Annotated in this window: 14 protein-coding genes; all 14 read right to left on the reverse strand. The window is 40.0% G+C overall.

Annotated elements, in window-relative coordinates; translation table 11 throughout:
• Positions 1 to 4: 4 nt before the first annotated feature.
• Positions 5 to 2,299: a GH92 family glycosyl hydrolase gene (locus tag ACL9RF_RS09290; RefSeq protein WP_422800336.1), complete on the reverse strand. Its 2,295-nt coding sequence runs from the start codon at positions 2,297 to 2,299 to the stop codon at positions 5 to 7.
• An 8-nt stretch (positions 2,300 to 2,307) separates the two neighbouring features.
• Positions 2,308 to 3,021: a basic secretory protein-like protein gene (locus tag ACL9RF_RS09295; protein WP_422800337.1), complete on the reverse strand. Its 714-nt coding sequence runs from the start codon at positions 3,019 to 3,021 to the stop codon at positions 2,308 to 2,310.
• An 18-nt stretch (positions 3,022 to 3,039) separates the two neighbouring features.
• Entirely contained in the window at positions 3,040 to 5,370 is a 2,331-nt protein-coding gene (locus ACL9RF_RS09300) for a GH92 family glycosyl hydrolase (RefSeq protein ID WP_422800338.1), read from the reverse strand.
• A gap of 263 nt (positions 5,371 to 5,633) precedes the next feature.
• Complete coding sequence (locus ACL9RF_RS09305) at positions 5,634 to 6,668, reverse strand: PKD domain-containing protein (protein ID WP_422800339.1); 1,035 nt, start codon at positions 6,666 to 6,668, stop codon at positions 5,634 to 5,636.
• A gap of 22 nt (positions 6,669 to 6,690) precedes the next feature.
• Positions 6,691 to 8,061: a discoidin domain-containing protein gene (locus ACL9RF_RS09310; RefSeq protein ID WP_422800340.1), complete on the reverse strand. Its 1,371-nt coding sequence runs from the start codon at positions 8,059 to 8,061 to the stop codon at positions 6,691 to 6,693.
• Between the two features lie 15 nt (positions 8,062 to 8,076).
• Positions 8,077 to 9,819 carry an alkaline phosphatase family protein gene (locus ACL9RF_RS09315; protein WP_422800341.1) on the reverse strand — a complete coding sequence of 581 codons (1,743 nt, stop codon included), beginning with the start codon at positions 9,817 to 9,819 and terminating at the stop codon, positions 8,077 to 8,079.
• A gap of 17 nt (positions 9,820 to 9,836) precedes the next feature.
• Complete coding sequence (locus ACL9RF_RS09320) at positions 9,837 to 11,459, reverse strand: DUF5008 domain-containing protein (RefSeq protein ID WP_422800342.1); 1,623 nt, start codon at positions 11,457 to 11,459, stop codon at positions 9,837 to 9,839.
• Between the two features lie 21 nt (positions 11,460 to 11,480).
• Positions 11,481 to 12,212: a hypothetical protein gene (locus ACL9RF_RS09325; RefSeq protein WP_422800343.1), complete on the reverse strand. Its 732-nt coding sequence runs from the start codon at positions 12,210 to 12,212 to the stop codon at positions 11,481 to 11,483.
• A gap of 11 nt (positions 12,213 to 12,223) precedes the next feature.
• On the reverse strand, positions 12,224 to 13,744 hold the full coding sequence (locus tag ACL9RF_RS09330) for a RagB/SusD family nutrient uptake outer membrane protein (protein WP_422800344.1): 1,521 nt from the start codon (positions 13,742 to 13,744) through the stop codon (positions 12,224 to 12,226).
• 20 nt (positions 13,745 to 13,764) lie between these two features.
• Positions 13,765 to 16,905, reverse strand: a complete 3,141-nt coding sequence (locus ACL9RF_RS09335; RefSeq protein WP_422800345.1) for a SusC/RagA family TonB-linked outer membrane protein — start codon at positions 16,903 to 16,905, stop codon at positions 13,765 to 13,767.
• Positions 16,906 to 16,916: 11 nt separating this feature from the next.
• Entirely contained in the window at positions 16,917 to 18,053 is a 1,137-nt protein-coding gene (locus ACL9RF_RS09340) for a DUF5007 domain-containing protein (protein ID WP_422800346.1), read from the reverse strand.
• A gap of 28 nt (positions 18,054 to 18,081) precedes the next feature.
• Positions 18,082 to 19,191 (reverse strand): ATP/GTP-binding protein, encoded by a 1,110-nt coding sequence (locus ACL9RF_RS09345; protein ID WP_422800347.1) that lies wholly within the window; start codon positions 19,189 to 19,191, stop codon positions 18,082 to 18,084.
• Between the two features lie 15 nt (positions 19,192 to 19,206).
• Positions 19,207 to 20,721 (reverse strand): RagB/SusD family nutrient uptake outer membrane protein, encoded by a 1,515-nt coding sequence (locus ACL9RF_RS09350; protein WP_422800348.1) that lies wholly within the window; start codon positions 20,719 to 20,721, stop codon positions 19,207 to 19,209.
• Positions 20,722 to 20,732: 11 nt separating this feature from the next.
• On the reverse strand, positions 20,733 to 23,684 hold the full coding sequence (locus tag ACL9RF_RS09355) for a SusC/RagA family TonB-linked outer membrane protein (protein WP_422800349.1): 2,952 nt from the start codon (positions 23,682 to 23,684) through the stop codon (positions 20,733 to 20,735).
• Between the last annotated feature and the right edge of the window lie 18 nt (positions 23,685 to 23,702).

The raw sequence follows: 23,702 nt of genomic DNA on the forward strand, positions 1-23,702 counted from the left end.
CGTTTTATTTTTTAGGCTTATTGCTCATTTCATAAACAAGGTCGCCACCATTTTTTATAGCCTCATACGACAAACGGAAATTGTTAATTTCTTTTCCATTAAACGAGACACTTTTTACGTACACATTCTTGTCGGATTGGTTTTTAGCCACGACACGTAACACCTGACCATTTTCAAGGTTTATGCTTGCCGATTTTACCAGCGGACTGCCAATCCAATATGCATCTTCACCCGGTGCTACCGGATAAAAACCTAAGGCACTAAATAAATACCAGGCCGACATTTGCCCACAATCGTCGTTACCGCCTAAACCATCGTGACCATTATGGTATTGATTACGAATAATCTGACGCACGCGCGCTTGTGTTTTATAAGGGCTTTTAGTGATGTTATATAAGTAGGCGACATGGTGTGAAGGCTCATTGCCATGCACATAGTTACCAATAATTCCATCACGGGTAATATCCTCCGTATGTTCAAAATACTTGTCTGGAAGCTCCATAGTAAATAAGGAATCCAAATAATTTTCTAAACGTTTAGCACCGCCCATTACCTGCATCATCTCTACAGGCTGGTGTGGCACATATAAACTGTAATTCCAAGTATTACCCTCAATAAATCCCTGGCCATGCGTATCCAGTACATCAAACTTGGCACGAAATACACCCTTAGAATCCTTAGGGCGCATAAAACCTATAGATGCATCGTATAGATTTCTCCAATTTTCAGCCCGCTTGCTAAAGGTAGCATAAATATCCTGCTTGCCTAATTTCTGTGCCAGCTGCGCAATACACCAATCGTCGTAGGCATATTCCAATGTATTCGAAACCGAGGTACCCGACAGCTCATCAGGAACATAGCCCAAATCTATGTACGGCCCTATACCCTCATATTTACGAGCATTGGCCGTCTGCACACAGGCGGCTAAAGCAGCTTCTGCATCACCTTTATAACCCCCTTTTAAAATCGCATCTACCACCACCGATACCGAGTGGTAACCACTCATACACCAGTTATCGTTGGCATAATGCGACCATATTGGTAGCATCTTCAATGCCGATTGATCATAGTGCGCCAACATAGACGCGACCATATCCGCATTGCGGGATGGGTTTATCAGATTCATTAAAGGATGAAAAGCCCTAAAGGTATCCCATAATGAGAAGGAGGTATAGTTTGTAAATCCATCGGCTTTATGCACCTCTTGGTCTAATCCTTTATATTCTCCATTGGTATCCATATAAATCGTCGGCATCATACTAGCGTGATACATCGCCGTATAAAAGTTTACCAAATCCTCTTGGTTTAACATGTCGACCTGGATTTTACGCAGTTCCTGTTCCCAAGCCTGCTGCCCAGCTTTTACATAACCATTGAAATCCCAATGTGGTGCTTCCACCGCCATATTTTGCAAGGCATTTTTCATACTTACAGGACTCAGCGCTACTTTTAAGATAATATCCTCCCCTTCGGAAGTTTCAAAATCCAGGTGCATTTTAATATTATGTGCAGCTAAGTCAGGAAAATTATCGGTTTGATCAAACTTACGCCAGAAACCACCATAAACGGCTTTTCCATCTTCATACTTTGAGCCATAATTTTTAAAAGGCTTTGAAGTTTTTATGGCAAAATATACCGTTTTGGTACGCGCCCATCCATTGGTTTGTTTGTACCCCACCAAGGTGCTGTCGTTCAATACCCGCACGACAGTCCATACATTTTTTCCGTCGTAGTTATAAATTCCAGCAGTAAGATCTACGATAAGATGTGAGGCATCCGACTTCGGAAAAGTATACCGATGTATCCCTACACGCGTAGTAGTAGTAAGCTCGGCTTTTATTTTATGCTTATCAAGCAATACGCTGTAATAGTTTGCTGCGGCAGTTTCATTAGCATGCGCATACGGCGATCGGTAACCATCTTGTGGCCTATCGGCCGTGCCAGGGTTTAACTGCACCTTACCCTGCGTTGGCATTACTAAAATATCGCCTAAATCCGCATGTCCAGTACCACTGAAGTGGGTATGACTAAAGCCTACAATCGTAGGGTCGTCGTATTGGTAGCCAGCACAATATTTATAGACGTCGCCATTATAACGGCCATTTACCGCATACGGAATCGTATCTGTATCGGGGCTCAGCTGCACAGCACCAAACGGCACGGTAGCTCCAGGAAAGGTATGCCCCATGCGGGCTGTACCGATAATAGGTTTTACATATTGTGTCAGATTGCCCTGCTGTGCCGCCCCAGAAAGAGGCAGCATAGCGAGACAAAAATATACTATCGAACTTATTTTCATTTTTAGGTTTAGATCGCTGGATTTTTACTGTACATATCCCATAACTCATCGATTGTTTTCCCCGTTTGGTCTTTCCAGAAAGCCTCTGTAAAGGTTTTGCTACGCATAGCGGCATCCAAATTCTTTACAAGTCCTTTTTTCACCTTTTTATCCAGCCAGAAGAAGAAGCGAGCCGTAATACGATACGAGTCTGTATACTTATGCTTGGCATCAAAGGCTGGCAAAGTCCAATTCGCAGCTGCATTATCAACGCCAAAGACAAACCGTGCATAATCGGCAACACCTTCAGTAATCCACCATGGACCAGCGCCATTAGGATAGGCCTGCACAATATGCATCACCTCATGCGTAACGACATCAATATCGCCAGGATTTTTGGCAAACCATTCCGGACTATACCGCACAATCCCGCCTGCTGTTGCAGCAACGCCTTTATAGTCAGGATCGATAACAAAAGTCACTTTTTTTCGGGTATCCTTATTATACGTTTTCGCCAGCTTCGGGTAGTTTACAAAATACGTATCAATAAGTCTTTTTTTCAGTGCCGGATTAAAATCCTTGTCCTTATTTATCCAGATTAAAGTATAGCCTTTTTTTGTAATACTATCGGTATCGACAGCCACTTTACGGTCATCGCGTGTATGACTCCAGTTATCTTGTGCAAAAGATGTCGACGATAACGCCAACCCCAACATACATAATCCTATTTTAATTGCTTTCATTTCGGTAGTACTATAATATTATTTTTTCGTGTTCAATTTAATTTCGTCGCTCATCGAGTACGGTGCTGCCGCTTTGGTCGTTCCACGTTGTTTGTTAGGTGTAGCACGCATATCAAAGTTTAAGTTTCCGCCCTGTAAAAGTGCACTATGGCTTAACCAGTTTTTGGTATACGGTTTTCCATTCACCTGCAGTGCATTAACATACACATTTGTATTCGAATTATTCTTAGCATCGATAGTCAATGTTTTACCATTTTCAAACGTTAACGTTGCTTTTTGGAATAAAGGTGCCCCCAGCACATACTCGTCGGTAGCCGGACATACGGGATAGAACCCTAATGCCGAAAACACATACCATGCCGATGTCTGTCCATTATCTTCATCCCCACAGTAGCCATCCGGATTTGGCGAATACATGCGGTTTAAGACCTCCCGAACCCAGTACTGTGCCTTCCAAGGCTCGCCAGCATAGTTATATAAGTAAATCATATGCTGTATAGGCTGGTTGCCATGTGCATACTGCCCCATATTAGCCACCTGCATTTCACGAATTTCGTGTATCACACCGCCATAATAAGTATCGTCAAAGTCTGGTGCTTGAACAAACACAGAGTCCAACATATGAACAAAGTTTTTATTTCCGCCCATTAAGTCGATTAAACCCTGAACATCATGAAACACACTCCAGGAGTAATGCCAGCTGTTCCCTTCGGTAAAGGCATCCCCCCATTTTAGCGGGTTAAATGGCGACTGGAATTTACCGTCTTTGTTTTTTCCACGCATTAAGTTTGTTGAAGGATCGAATAAATTACGGTAGTTCTGTGCGCGTTTTGCATACAAGTCAATTTCGGCTTGAGGGCGTTTCAGCGCTTTCGCCAATTGATAAATTGTAAAATCGTCATACGCATACTCCAAGGTACGCGCTGCATTTTCGTTTATTCCAACATCATAAGGCACATAACCCAAATCATTATAATAGGCTGCACCTTTACGCCCTACAGCATCCATAGGCCCCTCGTTATTGGCGCCATGCAATAAAGCCTCGTACAATTTATTAATATCATAACCGCGAAGGCCTTTCATATACGCATCCGAAACTACAGATGCCGAGTTATTGCCAATCATAATATTAGCATAGCCAGGGCTACTCCACTCAGGTAAGAAACCACCCTCCAAGTAAGCATTCAATAAACCCTCCTGCATTTCTTTATTTATGGAAGGATACATTAAGTTAAGGAATGGGTATAAAGCACGGAACGTATCCCAAAACCCTGTACCGCCAAATAAATAACCCGGCAACACCTTCCCGTTGTATGGGCTCCAATGCACCACTTTCCCATGGGCATCAATCTCATACAGTTTATTAGGGAAAAATACAGTGCGGTACATCGTCGAATAGAAAGTGCGCAATTGATCAATATCATCACCTTCAACCTGAATTTTACCTAGCGTATTATTCCACACCTGGCGCCCTTCTTCTTTGATCTGATCAAAATTTTTCTGCCCCAATTCTTTCAGGTTAATTTCAGCCTGCTCGGCACTGATAAACGAGGAAGCCACCTTAATATGAACCGGTTTATTCTTATCTTTTATCTTAAAACCTACAATAGCCCCCGTATGGTTACCGTTAATCTTTAATTGATTGTCGTGCTTTTCTTTACCCTCCCAGGTAGCTACATTAGCAAAGGGTTGGTCAAATACCAACACGAAATAATTTTTAAAATTACTCGGCAATGGACCACGAGCGTACTTTGTAGAGTAGCCGATAATCATATTTTTTTCGGGAATAATCTGTACTTCCGAATTTTTATCAAAGGCATCCAATACAATATAAGCATTGTCGGTTTTATTAAAGTTTATCCGAAACATGGCAGCACGTTCCGTTGGTGTTACCTCAGCCGTAACATCGTGATCTGCCAAATAAACCGAATAATAGTAAGGCTTAGCAATTTCTGCTTTATGCGAAAACCAGCTCTGTCTTTCATCTTGGTCAAAAACAGGTTTTCCAGTTACCGGCATAATAGAAAATACGCCATAATCGTTCATCCACGGCGACGGCTGGTGCGTTTGCTTTAAGCCACGGATTTTATCGGCAGTGTACTGGTATTGCCAGCCATCGCCATTTTTGTTGGTTTGTGGTGTCCACATGTTCATACCCCAAGGGCGTGCTACAGCGGGATAGGTATTCCCGTTGGACATTTCATACTTAGATTGTGTCCCCATTAAGGGGTTTACTAAATCAACAGCTTCCAGTTTCTTTCCGTTGAATTTCTGCGCCGATGCCGGCTGCAGTGCGGAGAGACCCAAGGAAACCACAGCTGTCAAAAATAGGTTTAACTTTGTTTTCATCAATTGGTGTATTATTTTAAACTAAAACGTATTAGTAAAAGTATAAAAAAGAATTCTTTTCCACGACATTCCATCCAAGAACAACAAATTGGTTACATAAAAATATACCTGATAAAGATAATAAAATCAAGGTATAAGCAGTAAAATTAAAGACAGTATCTCGATCAGACGGCAACAGCAACGCCATTATGCGCGCAGGTGGGCACTAAAGAAGGTGCCCCACTCGTGCATGGGGCACCCTCCTCCATAAGCCCTATTAAACACTACTGAGGCAGCTCTAAACATCTAAATTCACTCATTTGAAATAAGCTACCAGAACCTACAGCATCCAATACAAACCTATAATAAAAGTATTTTTTAGGGTTAAAGAAAGTAAAGGTGCTGGATTTGTTCCTTCCCTCACCAAAGGAATAGTCTGTATGCACGTCCAAGTCGACCCAATTCGTTTCATCATCCGAACCTTGGAATTTCCAATTCTTAGGATCACGAGATGGCGCATCATTGCCCGTAGTAATCGTATAAGCATTCACAATTTTAGGCGCATAAAAAGCAAACTGCCAAAACATACCCTGCTTATAATCGAACACCAAAAACTTATCTTTCAAGTTGTTATTAATTAACTTCTTAGAACCTTCACTCGCATCGGCACCTCCCGAATTTTCCTGAGATACACTAAAAGTATTATCAATATTAGTCCAATCGACAACAATACCAAGATCCGTTAAATTTTTTGTAATCGAAATCCGAGATCCCTTCGGAGTAAAGAGCACCAAGCTATATTCCGCAAAAGACCCTACGGGCAGATCAATCGTTGCTATAGCCTCATTGGATAACGATACGCCACCATCAGTACCCTTATGCCACGACACCTTATTAATGGCTAGATCAGCCTCATAGCCCAGTTTAAGCTTCCCAACACCAATAGAAGTAGCTTTAAAGGTAACGAGTTTTTCCGCATCAATAACAATGGGAATTTCTTTCTGAGCCCAATCGCCATTTTCATTCAACACCAACAGCTTCACATTAAACTTCCCCGTCTTTAAGAAAGTATGTATCGGGGAGTTTTGAACCGAAGTGCTATCGTCACCAAAACTCCAACGCGTATCTTTGTATTTAGCAGATTCGTTGACAAATTGAAACGTAAACGGATCGTCTTCAGACACTTGCTTAAAGCTAAAACCAGCTTCAGGATTCGGCAATTGGTTTACTTCTAAGGGCTCACTTTCTTTCTTAGCACATCCCGCAAGAAACACCAACGAGAGGACAAGTATGATATAATTAAAAGATTTAAAATTCATATTTTCAGTTTTAATCAATTCTTTATTGAAATTCAATCATTCTCCATTCTGTAAGCTGGAATATACTACTACCTACATTATTCAAAACATTTAATCTATAATACAAATACGATCCTGGTTTTTGAATAGTAAAGCGTCTTGTCAAAATCCTGGTAGGAAAAGCTTCGTTCGAACGTTCATCAATTTTTACCCAATTTGTACCATCCAGAGACCCCTCCAAAGTCCAATCCTTTGGATCGCGATCAATAGCATCATTACCTGACGTCAGGGTATAGGCACCCACTCTTACCGGTTTTTGAAAGGTCAACATTAGCCAAAGGTCTCCATTATAATTCTGCTGTAAAAACTTCGTATTATGGCTGTTGTCTATTAACTTCAAACTACCTTCTGCAGAAGTCTGACCATTATTGTTGTCTCTGCTTACCGAAATTGTTGCCTGTGAAGTGATATCATTTTCTAATACGCCATTACAGTCTATCAGTAAAGTGGTATAATCTTTCGCTTTATCTACAACATGCAAAGTTGGATTTTTAAGATTTACAGTTAGCGCTAAGAATTTATCTTTATTGGCATTGATAACAGACCAAGGTACACTGACATCGAAAGAAACCGCCGACTTATTACTTGGAAACTGCAATTTATTGGATATAGTATACATTTCCGATTTTAAAGCAACCGTATTAACAGGTACTTTTCCTTGCGCAATTAATTGCGGAATAGAATCTGCTGTCGTTGCCAAATCCAGCGTAAACGCTTTCCCCGGAAATGAAGCCAACGATACCGTTAACGGAATTGTAATGCCGACCGTAGTCGGATTATAATTTATATGGTTAGCAATTGGCCAAACCTCTCCCCCGCCACTTTTAAACGATAGAAAATGTATATCCTCGGCAGACAATAAATCTTTACTATCTATAGTAAGTATCGCTGTACTGGGGTTTCCCAAAATATTACCCTTACCTGGTGTTACTAATTTATAAGCAAATGCAAACTTTTCTCCATACACCTTCTCTATCGCTGTACGGCCAATACGCATATGAAAAGATGCTGTTCGTGTACCGTAATCGAACTTGACTACATTAGGAAATACATACGCCGTATTCGGTAAAGTTGTTACATCTTTTAAAATATTCGAAGCCAACAACGTATGAATTGTATCGTTACTTAAAACCAATTCAACATCAAAAGCCTTGCTTGCAGGCGCACTTAACATAACCGTTATAGGTACCTCCACATAGTCATTTGTTTTAATAATCTCATCCGTACCGTCGCCAGCGATAACCTGAACCGGGTTATTATCGACCAAAGCAAAGTCTTCCAGTGCTCGATCTTTACAGCCTATAAATTGCAGGACAAATAAACCCGCAATGCATATATTAAATATCTTTTTCATATGATCTATTTATTTTTATCTATCCACCCAAACCCGACCATCCAACTGCCAGCTTTCCTGCCGCGGAATCTGTAACCAACTATAAATTTGAGCCGCTAAGTCTGTATTTTTAGGGACCAAACTACGTAGCGACGCATTAGATGGAGAGCATAAATAATCCGACAATTTGGTAATTGTAAAACTGGTATTTAAAGTTAAGTCATAACCCAAAGGCCCATCGTCGCGCAGAGGATGATCGTTTGCCGCGCCAAATACTAACCAGTTTGCAGCTAAATATTCATAATAAGGATGATCTGGAGTAACACCAATGTCACAGCTATACTTCTTCACAAGCTCCTCCGACAAGGCTGTCTTCCAAAAGCGTACATCAGAAATATAATAATCTGCTTGTGTCCAATTACTACCACCTAAAGGCAGCGTTCCCAACCGCAGGCGTGTCGCATTGCTCATAGATCCCCAGGCAGTAACATCGATTTCCTTACTTAGCGTACCGTTTGTATACGTACGTATATATCGTTTTTTAGATGCAATATCGAGGTAACCCACCACCGTTAGCGTATTCCAGGTAGCATCGTTTAGGCGCGTGCCCTCCACTTCACCTGTACCCGTAGTACCACGCCCATTAAAAGACCAGTAATTATCCTTAAAAAACAAAGTCCAACCCATGCCAGGGGCACCATTTTCCCAAGTATTTCTTTTGCCAAAAAACGAAGGCTGATCTGGAAATTTATAGGTATTATTTACCCCGCGGTTCTTCTTCACCTTCAATTCAATGGTAAAATCTGTTTTATCATCAATATTAAAAACCGCATTATCACCATCTACAAGTTCCGCGTATTTATTTCCGTTGAAACGAAGGAAATCACCCGTAAACCTACTCCCCATAAATGGCTTATTCACATAACGAGGGAAATATTTTGGAGCATACATTATCGTAAATGTATTGACCATGGTATTACTAAAAATAGTATTATCATTAAGGTTTTCGGGAAGTGTAAAAGGCCCTCCCTTACTCGAAGCAATAATAACAAGCCAATTTTCACTTTTAAAATTTTTACGCTTTCGGAGTGCCTTCATCACCTCCCCAACCTGTCCATCAAACACCTGTATCGCTTGCTGGTATGCAGGGTTTATATGATCATATCCTCCATTTGCTCCCGCTTCATTAATTTCGGTAAAATGTCCTGTTATTAAAGTTACTTCATCCTTTGCTAACCCTTCAATGATACCATCTGTCACACCCTGATCTGAATTTCTAAATTCACTATTTTCTTTAGGAGCCAAGTAATTTATAAAATCCGAAGAACTGCTATAGGTAAAAAAGTTAGCCTCTTTTTTTGCTTCCGCAATACGCGTAAAGAGCAAAGGATAAACATTAAAGTTATTACTGCTGTAATTATTATTTACAACCTGATGTTTACCGGCACCTACCCCCGTAACAATATCGGCTAAATCCGTAGCTGTACCAATAGCATCCTCATCACTTAAAGAAACCCAGGAATAGATAGCGTGGCTCAATAAACTACTCATATTAGGAATCTCAGCCGTACGCACAGATTCTCCACGGGCACCATCGGCAATTAATAACAATACCTTTGGCGTACCGTACACAATATCTAGGGAATCTGATTCTCCACGAGTATCTGTTAAAAGACGACCAAAATCCTGCTTACACGAAGTCATCAGACCCATACAACACAGCCAAATGCCCACACGCATTATACCAGCGTTCCATATTTTATACGTTATAATCTTCATAATTCTAGGTAATAATTTTATAATTTAATACGAATTAAATTGCCAACCTGTTCATTGTTGAACAAACGAATGCGGCCCATTATAAGTAGAGCACGTTTCCGATCTTCTGTTTCTGTTTCGACAATTTTATAAATGCTGCCATCAAATAATCCTGTGTTATTATAATTAGGGTGTAACGAGCCATCGGGATTAAGGATCATAAAACCACTTCTAACAATGCCATTGTACCTTAAAAAACTTCCGGAAACAACAATAAGCCCATCCTTCAATTGCTGTGCGAAATTTGGATTTCCACCCTCAAACACGAAAGGCTTAAACCCCTGATATACCGAACCATTAGCATTCAATACCACCATCCGAGGCGTAGAGATACCATTGAAATTATTAAAATCTCCCACAACAATATATTTATCGGTTACGGAATTATAAGTAACCTCATAAATGGTATAATCGGCGCCGGCAGCATCAGGATTAAATGTAGGATCGATGGTGCCATCGGGATTTAACCGGGTAATATTACCAACTTTCTGGCCATCGAAAGATGTAAAAGTTCCAAATACAATAATTTTTCCAGCCATAGTACCCTCCTGATGGCGCATGGTATTAACATAGCCATTTGCGCCAACGAACGGTGTTCCATCAGGTTTAAAGCGATAGCTTTTGTCCAGGGAACCATCTAAATTTAAACGAGCAATATGGCGTATTTCCACGCTATCTAAAATCACAGAATCACGTGTTTCCAATTTATTAGGCTTATCGTATCTTCTAGAAATATAATAACGGAAATTTCCAGAAGCAATAATTTTACCACCAGCATCGTACATTTGCGATACAGCGGAGTTGAAACCACCGTTAAATCGCGGATAATATTTTAGTGTATCTTTCTGATCAGGCCTACGAAATGGACGTATACCCATGGTGTCAATGGAACCCGTTAACAGCAGACTTGTCATATTATTAATATTATCCCCCCGCTGGTCATAACCGGAAAAGCTGCCACCCACAAAATAATTATTGCCGATTCTTAATACAGATGCTAAACCACCATTGGCCCCTTTTCCAGTTCTAAAACTAGCGTCATAGGTTCCATCCATATAAGTTCGTACAATTCTATTAATAGGTCTAACGGTCCCCTTACGATTATAATTCGTAAAATCACCCACATAAATAACCCGCCCATCCTCTAAAGACAAACTATTGAATACTGTACCGTTGGTACCAACACCCACCTGAAATGTGGGATCTAGGTCCACAAAACCGTCTACTTTAAAGATTGGACCAAAGAAAATAATATCATCAATAGTAATAGATGTCACTCCAGTACTAGCAAAAGGCGGCACCTTTACTTTAATTTGATCCGCAGTAATTTCCACAATCTGAGCGACCTGACCATTAAACCTAAAGACCACCTTATCCTTATACCTATCCAATCCCTTTACCTTCAATACCGTTTCTATGCCTGCAGCCCCCTCTTCGGGCATAAGCTTATTTGTTGGATTTAGCTCCACATCCAGTGGCGCAATACCAGATTCATAAGGTGCAGAAAACTGTTTTGGGTCCTTGTTGCAAGCACAAAGAAGAGATACTATAGAAACTGTGCATAACAGTATATATTTTATAAAAAACTTATTTTTTCGCATAATTATCCATATTAATAATTCTTACCTTTTACTTTCAATAATGTCGTCTGTAATTTCATTATCCCTATACCCCAGCTGACCTTTTCTATAATCGAGTATATGAATAACACCATTTTTCGGCTGTTGATCCGAGGAGGAGATTGCTATACTGGTAAAAGAGTTTGGTCTGGTAATATCAGCGATATAAGATACGTTCAATTGGCGATACCCCATGTATTTTAAAACTGCCGTACCATCTTTAACATCGTTAAAAACGACACCTATTTTACAGACTGTATTTCCAAGAGAGATGTAATTTTGGCCCCCAAAAACATGTAACAGATCGTAATCTATCTGTGAATAATCGGCAAGTTTTTTCTTGCCTAGAAACAGATGGCGTAATACATATTTGCGCCAAATAGCAGCATTAACATCAGCAAGATCGCGTATGGTATCTCTGCCAAGCGTAAATAACTGATTATTTATACCTCCTGTACCAACCCTACCAATCAATTTCTTTATATTGATGTCACTAGGCGCAAAAAATGTCATCTCCTGATTTTTAAATTCATCCTCCAAACCTGCTAAACGAACGATCTGGGCAATGGTATCAAACTGTCGAGGATTAGCATCTAAATAATCCATCATAGAGCCATCAAAGCTTGCATTTGCACGGCCACCATCTACGTAGTAACTATCTTTACTACAAGAAAAGAATTGCAAGACCAACCAAGAACCTAGCAAAACCTGTACTATTGTTAGAATTTTTTTCATTGTTACTCGAATTAATTTAAACCAGACCAATACTCATTTAACTTAATTTTAGGGTTATAATTTCGTGCACTAGCATCAAGAGGCCAAGTCCATGCTCTACGATTAAACTGATCCAAGGTCATGGGGTTAGAACTCCATTTTGGATTTAAAATGCGTTTTGTACGAATCAAGTCAAAGAATCGAACCCCTTCACCTATAAGTTCACGGCAGCGCTCCTCAAAGATAAAATCCTTTAAAGCAGTACCTTTTTCACCACTATATGTTGGCGAGTTTGCTCGGTCTAAAATTAAATTCAATACGGGTATAGCCTCCTCATCGCGATCCAAATTTGCTAAAGCTTCGGCTTCTAGCAAGATGGCATCAGCATAACGAATCATAATAAAAGAGTTATCCGGGTTGGCATCTTCATTTCCCGAAGCATAGACATTCGTTGCATATTTTTTCAATACAAAAGATCCATCCTCCATATACATATTCTCATACCACAATTCCTTACGTTTATCGGAGGGGCCATTTTCTGGATATATCCGTTTAAGGAATACAGCAGTAAAATAAGCAATACTAAACTCATTATTATGGCGCGGAAACTTGTAAGGCCACTTTAAAAAGTGATCCCAAAAAGGAGCGTAAGGACTATTCTGATCATTATAGTTGATAGACCGATAAAATTCAAATAAAGACTCTTCCGTTTTTCCTTTTACAACCTCTGCCCAAGCCTCCTCTGTTAAAGGATATAGTTTGTGCACCTTACTATCCCTTAGCTCCTTACCCAATTTCGCCGTCTCTTCATAATGTTTTTTAGCATGAGGAGCATCAAAGCCCGCATTCCACATATGCATATTCATCAAAAGACCTATAATACTACCCCTACCCGCACGAGCTCCCCTTTCTGCAACGTCAGCAAACCGCCAAGGTGCCAGATTCTTAACCGACATCAGCTCTTCGATACATGCATTGACAACCGATACCATATCCGCCCGCGGCAACTCCGTAGCAAAATAAGGAACGGTATAATACACCACATCACCATATAAGCGCACCATCCAGAAATAAGTAAAGCAGCGCATAAAAGTTGCTTCGGCAATGTAGCGGTTTTTATCTGTGTCGGATAAACCGGGAATCCCCTCGTTTAACTTGGCAATTAAAATATTACAATCCTGAATCTGGTCGTAATATCCATCCCAATACGTAACTCTTTTTAAAGCATAAGAATCGTACTTGCTATTATTAATTACGTCCAGCATCAGGTTCTTTCCTAAAGCGGCCATTACCATTCGATTATCCGACTGTTTTGGCGATGGTAAAATCTCGCCCGTTCGCGCTTCGCCCACGCCACCGATGACCCAGCTCTCATTTAGCTTATCAAAAAATTTGCTATATATTCGAGCGATATTAGCCTCCACATCATCTTTATTTTTATAGAAATTATTACCCGTTAAACGGTCAATGGGTTCTATGGTCAAGAATTTTTTACAGCCTGTAAATGCCCCAAACACGAGGCTTAACAGCAAAAATATTTTCAGTAATTTCATTTCTTAAACGCTTTAAATTCTTAAAAATCAATATTCAACCCCAGGTTATACTGCCTAGGAACCGGGTACCCTGTAGAAACGTCGCGCCCCATTGTAGTCACATTTTCAGGGTTAGGGCCGCTATACTTTGAAAAGGTGTACACATTATCCGCCGACACATACACCCGAAAACGTTGTAAGCCCAAACGCCTAGCGAAATCTTTTGTAAACATATAAGCCAACACAATATTGTTGATTTTTAGATAGGAGCCATCTTCGGCCCATAACGTTTGGTCCATACGGAACGGCTTAATATTATTATACCGGGTATAATCAAAAGCATACGGATACCTCGCCTGATCACCAGGATTACGCCACATATCTATATCATCCAAAGGAACAACAACCTTCTGTCCGAAAGGATCCGACATAAGGCCTAATCGTTGTGCTAAAGCATTATTTAATACGGTACGTTTAGCGGTATAAGAGGCCCCCATATTAAATTGAATGGTTCCCCATGTCTCCGAAGAATAATCCAAATTAAGCTGTATACCACCCGTAAATAAAGGTTGCGAATTGCCCGTTCTGGCAAAATCATTGCCATCCAAAATAAAATCCCCATTTAAGTCTGCAAAAATTGGATCTCCACCCTTAAAAGGCGTACCATCGGCCATACTATACCTTTTGCCAGTAGCCGGGTTTATAGGCACATCATTGTCTGTAGCATATACCCCCTGGTACAACAGTAAGTAATTAGACATGGTAGAAGTACCTACACGAAACACCGTATTTTGCCCCCCATCTTCCCAACGTACATACTGCCCGCGGTAATGAGCCGGAAGTTTTAACAATACATCCCTATTATAAGCCCCATTAGCACCGATATTAAAGTTCCATTTATTGTTAACAAAAGGCCTATAAGACAGCATTAACTCGTGACCATAGTTTCCAATAGCAGAGGAGTTGCTATTAATTTGTTCGAAACCCAAAGAAGAAGATAGCCTTTCTGCAAACAGAATATTATCTACCTTCTTATAATAAGTATCATAGGTGAATTGAAATTTATTCTTAAACAAGGTTAAATCTACACCTACATTATATTGTGTCGTTGTTGTAGGTTTAAGATTTGGATTAGGAATTTGACTATAATTAATACCTATACCTGTTTTATTGTTGTACCTGCCGGTGATATCATACTTACCATAAACACGTTCCAAAGTACTATTCGGCATTACATTCATACCCCAGCTACCGCGAACGGAGAGCATGTCAATCCAATTTACGTCTTTCAGAAATTCCTCCTGGTGCCCATTCCAACGCAGACCTATGGAGGGGTTACGCGTGTACAGGTCACCGAAGCCATTACGCGAAGACCCATCCATACGATATGCCAAATCCATAACATAACGTTTTTTATAGTTATAAGATGCTGAAGCGGCGAAAGATACAGCGCGCTCTTCTCCTAAACCATCGGATAGGATACCACCACCACGCGAATAGAAACCATCAAAACCAAAGGGCCCTTGAAACTGATCGTTTGGCGTACGCTGCTGCAAAATTGCCCCTGCCTGTTTATCTAACGTACGAATCTCATTAAACACATTGATAAAGAAATTATGCTTATCCTTTATCGATTTGCTATAGGTTAGAACATTCCTATTATACAGGGTATTATACCGCGAATAATACGAAAAAGTCTTAGAAAACTGATTGTTAGCAATAGCAGGCGTAAAAGTATCCTCTGTATCCGAAGTCAATTCATAATTCAAACTAGAAATCCATCTGAATCCATCCAGAAATGCATAAGAGACCTCTAAATAAGGCTTAATACTTTTTGAACTGTTATCATTCTTGGTCTTCATTGCCGAGCTATAACCCGACGAGGCCAAGAAAAATGAAGGTCCAGGCAATAACGTAGAAGACTCTCCACCTGTAGCCACCCCATTTTGAAGAATTCCAATACCATCACCTTTACTTTTTTTACCCAACGAACCTTGAACTTGAGCGATAAACTTGAATTTATTATTGGGGCTATATTCCATTCTTAAATTCGTTACTACCCGATCGAAGCCTGTGTTACGAACAATACCCGATTCATTATAGTAGTTTATATTAGCCTTATAATTAAGTTGTGGATTGCCCCCATCAATGGCTAAATTATGCGTTTGGTTATAGGTATTCCTAAAATATAAGGATTGCCAGTCTGTAGAATTATTATAAAAAGCATTTAAGCTATCCAACAACCAAGGGGAGTCTAATATCCTGTCAATATCAGCCTGTGAACGGGCATTACCAAAGATTTGCTCTAACTTAAGCCTACGTTCCAAGTTTCCGCCTAATGTTTCTCGTAATTTAGGAATCGAGCGCATAAAGAAGTTAGAAGTATACCGCACACGAGGCACTTCAGAGTTCCCCCTTTTCGTGGTAATTATTATCACGCCGTAGGCTGCCAAGGAACCATACATAGATGTCGCCTGGGCATCTTTTAACACCTCAATGCTTTCCACATCCTCAGGCGGGATCAAAGACAAAGGGCTAATGCCTGGTCCTTGCTGGGTTAGCCCCATTTCCGATGCTCTATCGGCATCCATAGGGACGCCATCGATTACGTAGAGTGGAGAAGTGGGCGTTAAAAATGACTGATCTCCAGAACCCGTAACGGTCAACGTACTTAAACCCCGTATCTGCGTAGACCCCCGAAACCCGGGTGCCCCCGTATTCACCTGAATATTTAATCCAGGAACTCTTCCCTGCAGTAAACTTTCCAAGTTTGCTGCTGGGCGATCTTGTGGAGAGGCAATCTTTACCGAAGACCCCGTCGATTCTTCACGGGATCGATTCTGATACCCACGCACTACAACCTCGCCCACATCATGATTAGACTCCAGTAAACGTATCGTAATATTGGTATTATTTTGTGCCGATATCGTCTGCGTATCATAGCCAACCAAGGAAAATATAACATTAGCTCCTGTTGCCGGTGTAATCCGAAAAGTTCCCGCTGCATTCGAGGAGCTCACCTCTTTATTAGATTTTCCGAACTTTATATTTACCCCACTTAAAGGCCTCCCCTTTTCGTCCACGACTTTTCCAGCCATTGTTAGGGTCTGCGCATTAACGATTATAGACAGGAACATACCTACAATCAATAAAATTGCTGTAACCAAATTTTTATTTTGCATATCCATGTCAATTATTCATTATCAAACCTTGGGTTATCATTTCTGAAGTGGAATATTATTTCCCAGTCGCCTTTCGTAAATATTTTAAAGTCAAGTCCAAACCTGGCGAGGATAATATTACCTCCAAAACCTTTTCTCGTATACGCAAAACGCACCCGAGCATTTTCACCAGATGTATACTCCGAATTAAAGCTAGGCTCCCTAGAAGAATCATTATTAGACAAGGGTACCGGATAGGCCACATCATACTGAACATAAGTATTGGTTTTAACCATATTGAAACCATGTACGAGTTTATTCCATTTCGTTTCATTAAAATTATCCGGGTTTATAGGCATACCATTCTTATCCCAAAAAACAAAACGTAGATTATTGCCATTCCCCCCTTCAAACCGGCGGATATAAACCACAAGATCCTTAAGATCATCATTGGTAACCAATTTTTTATTGGATACCTGTCCATACAATTCTGTCATTTCCGATGGACGGATATAATCTCTTTTGCGCGGATTTTTAGGTTCTTTGGGATCCGGAGCAACATCCCCTGTATATGGATTAATATCAGAAGAAGGTTCATAATCTCTCACACGCCAAGGTATAACGGTAAAGTCTTTGAGAATTACGCTACCCCCAGAATTTGATATTTTTAGATCGAAAAATCTTCTGTTTTGTGTTAAATCAACACTGTCCTTAGCGCGCGGCGTAACATTTTCATTGGACGAAGAATTCCATAAAATAAAACGACCACTCGCATCCACTTCAAAAATTGGTCGTTGCTCCACGTTACGCTTAGCTTCAATTTCAGCTAACGATTTTTCTCTAGCCGTATAAATCTCCTTCCAGACATATACAGGTTTTACCTGAAACAAATCTGTACATGGTCTACCATCTCCAAAACGAGCATTTACAATTTCAAATGTCATCGGATGGGAAGAGTTATCGGCATTTAAAGCCCCCATATAACTTGTTCGACCTAAAACTGGTTCGAAATATTTAGTAGCATAACTAATATTTGTACTTAAAAACTCCTTCTCTTCTGGAAAGTTGTAGATCGCTCTACAGCCAGAAATTCCTAATAAAAAACCAACAAAAGCTAGTATGCATAGGTTACGCTGGTTTAATACATTGGTTATTATATTTGTATTCATAATTTATTAGCATTAAAAGTGTTACAACCTAAGGTTTACTATAACCCATGGTCCATTCAGCAAGTTGAAAAGCACCACTATTACGCATACGCGCTATGTTAAGTCGATAGTATTTATAAGGCGTAGTGTTTTTATAATAATATACATTTAAGCTAAAGCGATTATCGAATTTCTCATCCGACCTACGGTCTAACAAAATCCATTCAGATAAATCATTGGAGCCCATTAAAGTCCAGTCTGTAGGGTCACGCTCTTGGGAATCGTTGGCAGACATTAACGTATAGCTGTTCGCAATTGTTGGCGTTACAAACTCAAACTGCATCCAGAATTGTCCTGGATTAGGCATATAAAATTTTGTTTCCCTATTACCATCAAATGCCATGAGCGAACCCTCTTTTGAAGCTGGCCCATTTTCATTATCCTTAGATACAGACGGTGTTCCTCCTACAGTTCGGAATAAGTTTTCTGGTGGCGGGATATATACCACTTGGCGCACAAACTTGTCGAAACCAAAAACATGATCTGGATTTACAACATGGACAAAACCATTCTTAGCTTTTAAATTTACGGCACCGGTTTCTGTAGACACCCAATTCCGCGTAAATATGCTGCCCTTAGTATCAAAAAATTTGATTACTCGTGGCCCACCGCCAACATATCCCGAAGATGCCAACTGCTGTACACTCGCATGCATAGGGTAGCCATATCTAATGGCTGATAACTTAATTCCATCTAAAGTCTGTAAGGAATCGGTAGGATACATTCCGCGTATAATATACTGGCATAAAATAGAGTCTATTATATCATACTTTACCGAATTTAAATATTGCAAAGGCTTATCTGAGGTAGATAAGGTATTATTCAAATTCTCTACGGCTAATTGAAAATTTGAATTCGTTAATGCGAATAAGGTTATTGTGCTATCCTGCAATGTTTCCTGCAGACCCACACGATCAATCACCTTTATTAAGGAGTCATAAATCCCTTTTTTACTTTTTAAATAATCATAAATGGAGCCTTCATACAGCTTATCAACTTCAGCATTGGCATAATACCCCTTATCTTTTGCACATGCAGCGATAAGAAAAAACAGCCCCGTTAAAACCAGATAAATGGCATTTCTACTATATTTTTTCATCTTAATACCTCCTTATTATTTCCAATAGGAATTTTGTTTAACCAAAGGGTTTTGCGCTAATATTTCTTTAGCAATTGGCCAATAGATACCTCCGTTATCGATGAGTTCGCCTAATTCAGAATTATTATGTTTGATTTTTTCTTGCCGAATCATATCATACCATACATGCCCCTCTCCCATCAGCTCCCGTTTTCTTTCCAAGAAGATGGCATCTATTAGATCCCCATTTGCTGCTTCAGAGAAAGCATCAAGCCCTCGATTCTGGCGTATTAAATTCAGCATTTCAATGGCCTTATCTTTCTCACCCAATATGGCCAAGGCTTCGGCACGCAAAAGCGTAATATCCTCCAACCGCGTTAATATGGTAGCACTCGTAAAAATTCTAAACGTAGGGTCTTGATTCCCACTTTGGATAACTTTTATTTTGCTAAAAATTGGGTAGCGACCGTTAAAATTTGAAAAGTAACGCTCGGAAGTTGGGCTTCCCAAGGTGTCTACCGAAAAGCGTAAATCTTTACGTTCCATAAAAGTGCTTAGAATTTTATCCTTTGGAATATAGATATCTGGAATAGCCTTGTTTACAACCGGTGCGGCTAAGGTCAACTCTTCGATATGACCGGTGAAGGAAGCTTCCACCTGCGACCATACATAAGGAAATGCAAACATTTGTGTGTTTCTTTTTTCGAAAAATAAACCATTGGAACTGGTTAAGAAATCAGCAGATGAATATCCAGCATCGCCTTTACTGTAGTTATCTAATACAAATTGGGCATAAGATGCGGCATCAGCATAATTACCCTGCCAGGCGGCTAAATGTGTTAAAATAGCATAGGCCGATAACTTACGTGCTAAACCACCTTGCCAGCGTGCTCCTCCTTCGTTGTAATAATCACCGATTTGCTGTGGGTCGCCCGCGCTGTATTTGTAAGGTAATATTTGTGCTACCTCCAACAATTCGCGTTCTATAAATGCATAAATCTTTAATTTATTTTCTACCGGTTTATTTTCAAAATAACCATCCTGTGCATGCAGAATTAGCGGTACATCCCCCCATATACGCACCATGTAGAAATAGGCATATGCACGCAAAAATCTAGCCTGAGCATTGTCGACAATAAAGTTGTTCTCCGTATACCGTTTATCTTTAACCCTAACTTCTGGGGAGCGCTCCATAAATAAATTTGCCGCATTGACAATAGCAAACCACCTGCGCCAATTGGATAAAGCATTTATCGATTCATAATTTGCATTAAGGTCGTTATTGATAATGGCCTTAAGATCTCTTCGGACAGGACTAAGAAAGTCGCCGGCCCGCAATTCACCATACAGCCAATGTGCATTATTATCATTTAATGCTGCTTTGGTAAGCCCATAAACAGCCATTAATCCAGCACGCGTATCTTCCAATGTATTCCACATATTCTCTTCCCTTACCGAACGTGTAGCATGTATATCCAACATCTTTTCACAGGAGGATATAAAACGGATAAGAAAAAGAAAAACTGCTATAACTATATACTTATTTTTCATACTCTTAACAATTAAAAATCTATTTTTACTCCTAAACTATAGATCCGTGGTAAACGCATATTTTGCCCATAATCATAGCCCGAATAGTTCACCAACTCTGGGTCAACACCCGTATAAGAAGCAATGGTGAAAATATTACTCGCTGTAACATAGACATAAGCATTGCTCAGGTATTTGTTGTTCACCTCACCATTTATAAGATGGGTAAGATTGTACCCCAGGGAAGCCGAGCGTAGCTTCATAAATGAGCCATCCTCTAAGAACAAATCCTGATTGGGCTGATAGGGAATAACCGAGCTCCAGGGGTTGTATAAGGGGTATTTATCGTAATCGCCTCTTTTCTCCCAATAGGTAATTTCTTTTACGGCATAAATATCTCTAGCCCCTTCTTTATTGATAAAGTCAAAGCGATTTGACATCTCTTGGTTAATAATTTTACGCCCCAAATTGTAGTAAATATTTAGGCCTAAATCCCATTTACCATACGTAAAATTGTTGTACCAGTTTCCAAAAAACTTAGGCAATTTATTTCCCGTAAGTATGCGATCATCATCGTTTATAGTACCATCGTTGTTAATATCTGCCCAGCGTGGGTCTCCCGGACTTAAAGCGATACCATTGAATTGTAGTCTTTTTCCGTTTACTACGGGTATTTCATCAATACTATTGTACTTACCTTCATTTTTCCAAAGCCAAAAATGATCTAAAGACTTACCTACCACCAGCTTGGTCGTATTATGGAGCACCAACTCCTGCAACCCATCGGGTAAAGCTTTAAGCTTATTGGCATTATGAGATACATTTAACCGCGTTGACCATTTAAAATTATTTTTATGAATCGGATCGATACCCAGTGTCAATTCAAAACCTCTATTTTGAACATCCATTCCTGACTTATAGCTCGACCGATAGCCAAACTCACTAAAAGAAGGAATATTAACAATTTGGTTTTTAGACTCTTTTAAATACAAATCCAAAGAGGCGAAGAACCCCATTTTATGGCCTCGAAAGTCGAAGCCTAAATTTACCTGATCCGTATATGCCCATGGAATATCATAACCTATCCATCCTGTTTCGTAGGGTCGTACTAACACAGAAATAGCGTTATAGCCCGCAATAGTTTGGTTCCCCGTAAAGCCGATTTGCGAAATATAATTTGGACCCTGGGCGAAATCATCGAAATGGTTTACAATACCAATACGTCCGATACTCATTCTAGCAGAAAGTTCTTGCACACTTTTTTGATCCTTCAGGTAGGTATTGGTAATATTCCAACGTGCAGAAATAGCAGGCGTAAACAACCAACGATGTGTCGGCTGCGCGTTAGATGATCCATCACTTCTCAACACCACATTAGCTTCAAACTTATTGTCGTGTGCATATCCGATCTTACCAAAAAAAGAGACCAAATTATGGCGCGTACGATCTAAATATTTGAAAACTAGAGCCGATTGGAAGGCCGTAGGGTTTAGTCCCCCGTCCAAAAGGTTGACTTTAATAAAGTCATTTATACCTTTATAAGCATAGGCATAATTATACCGAAATGTTTCCCACTGAAGGGTACTCCCTCCGTAAATATTTATGACATTTTTTGTGTTCAGTTTCCATGTATAATAAGCGCTATTTTCGAGTATGGCGCGTTGGTTAAATCCATAATAATTAGACACAAAACTATTTTTTTCCATTAAAAGCTCCGGATAAAACTGATCTCTGTAGCCCTCATTGTAATCGACCATTGCGCTAGACACAAAATGAAAATCGCCAAAATCCATCTGCAGCTTTCCAAAACCATGAATAACATTCGTCCGGTTATTATCAAAACCCCTATCATATAAACTTCGGTAATTACTATAAATCTCTTTATTGGGGGCTAACGGGGCAGATAAATCAGGAAAATACGCCATTTGAGCAAACCTTTCGCTTAAACTCTTATTGCGATTCCTGTCGATCTTATTGAAATTTACCATGGTAGAGAATGTCAACCATTTTATAGGTTTCATATTTAAGCCAAACGTAGCATGGTATTTATTCAGTTTCACCTGTTCAGCGATGCCGAGGTCTTTGGTAACGCCCGCGGCAAATTGAAAATTTGCTCGTGGCCCCCCACCCGAAAGGTTTGCATTTACATTGTATACAAAGCCATCGTTATAATATAAATCCGACCAATTTGAATTCCCATAATAATCCATATTCAACGAATCACTTAAATAAATTGGGTATTGATCACCACTATCGTTCTTACCATTGGAAGTATAGAGGTCGTAAAATTGCTGTCGAAAACTATTTTCAAACGCTCCGTTTATGGTAGTAACCCGAGGGCGCTGAACATAACCCGTATAGGCATTCAAGGCTATACGATTTGTACGATTGGATTTAAACGGTTTTGATTTAATAACAATAGCGCCATTAGCAGCATTAGGGCCATACAATGCCGTGGCTGCGACATCCTTTAACACCTCAATGGATTCTATCATATCTATATTAATTCCGTTGAATAGATTGGTAGCTGGACCGATACGTTGCAAATCATAATTTTGTACGGTATAAGCAAAGGGGTGCTCGCCTACTAAGGGTATACCGTCAAGCACAATTAAGGGTTGATTCTTGTAGACCTCCGTCTCCGACAACAGCGGCCTGCTTATACCACGAAAAAACAGGTATTGCTTCGTTCCTGGTTCTCCGGTTTGCTCCGTTACCATAACGCCGGTATTATTTGCTTTTAGCTGTTGCTGTAAAGAAACTATAGGAAGCAAACTCGTGTGGCGTATTTGAACGGGATTTATACTTCCTCCATTTACTCGGAAAACAGTGTCTAAATTATTGCTATTAGAGTCTTTCGTTGTCCATAATTTCACCTCATCGGGTAGCCGTATACCTGCCAAACCGGGAGTGATGCCACTACAAACAAAGGCGATGCTTAAGAAAAATAATTTCTTAATGCTTCGATTAAATATCAATTGCATGCTGACTGTTACTTTAGT

Origin of the sequence: Sphingobacterium sp. Mn56C (assembly GCF_049319645.1) — a bacterium.
GTDB lineage: Bacteria > Bacteroidota > Bacteroidia > Sphingobacteriales > Sphingobacteriaceae > Sphingobacterium.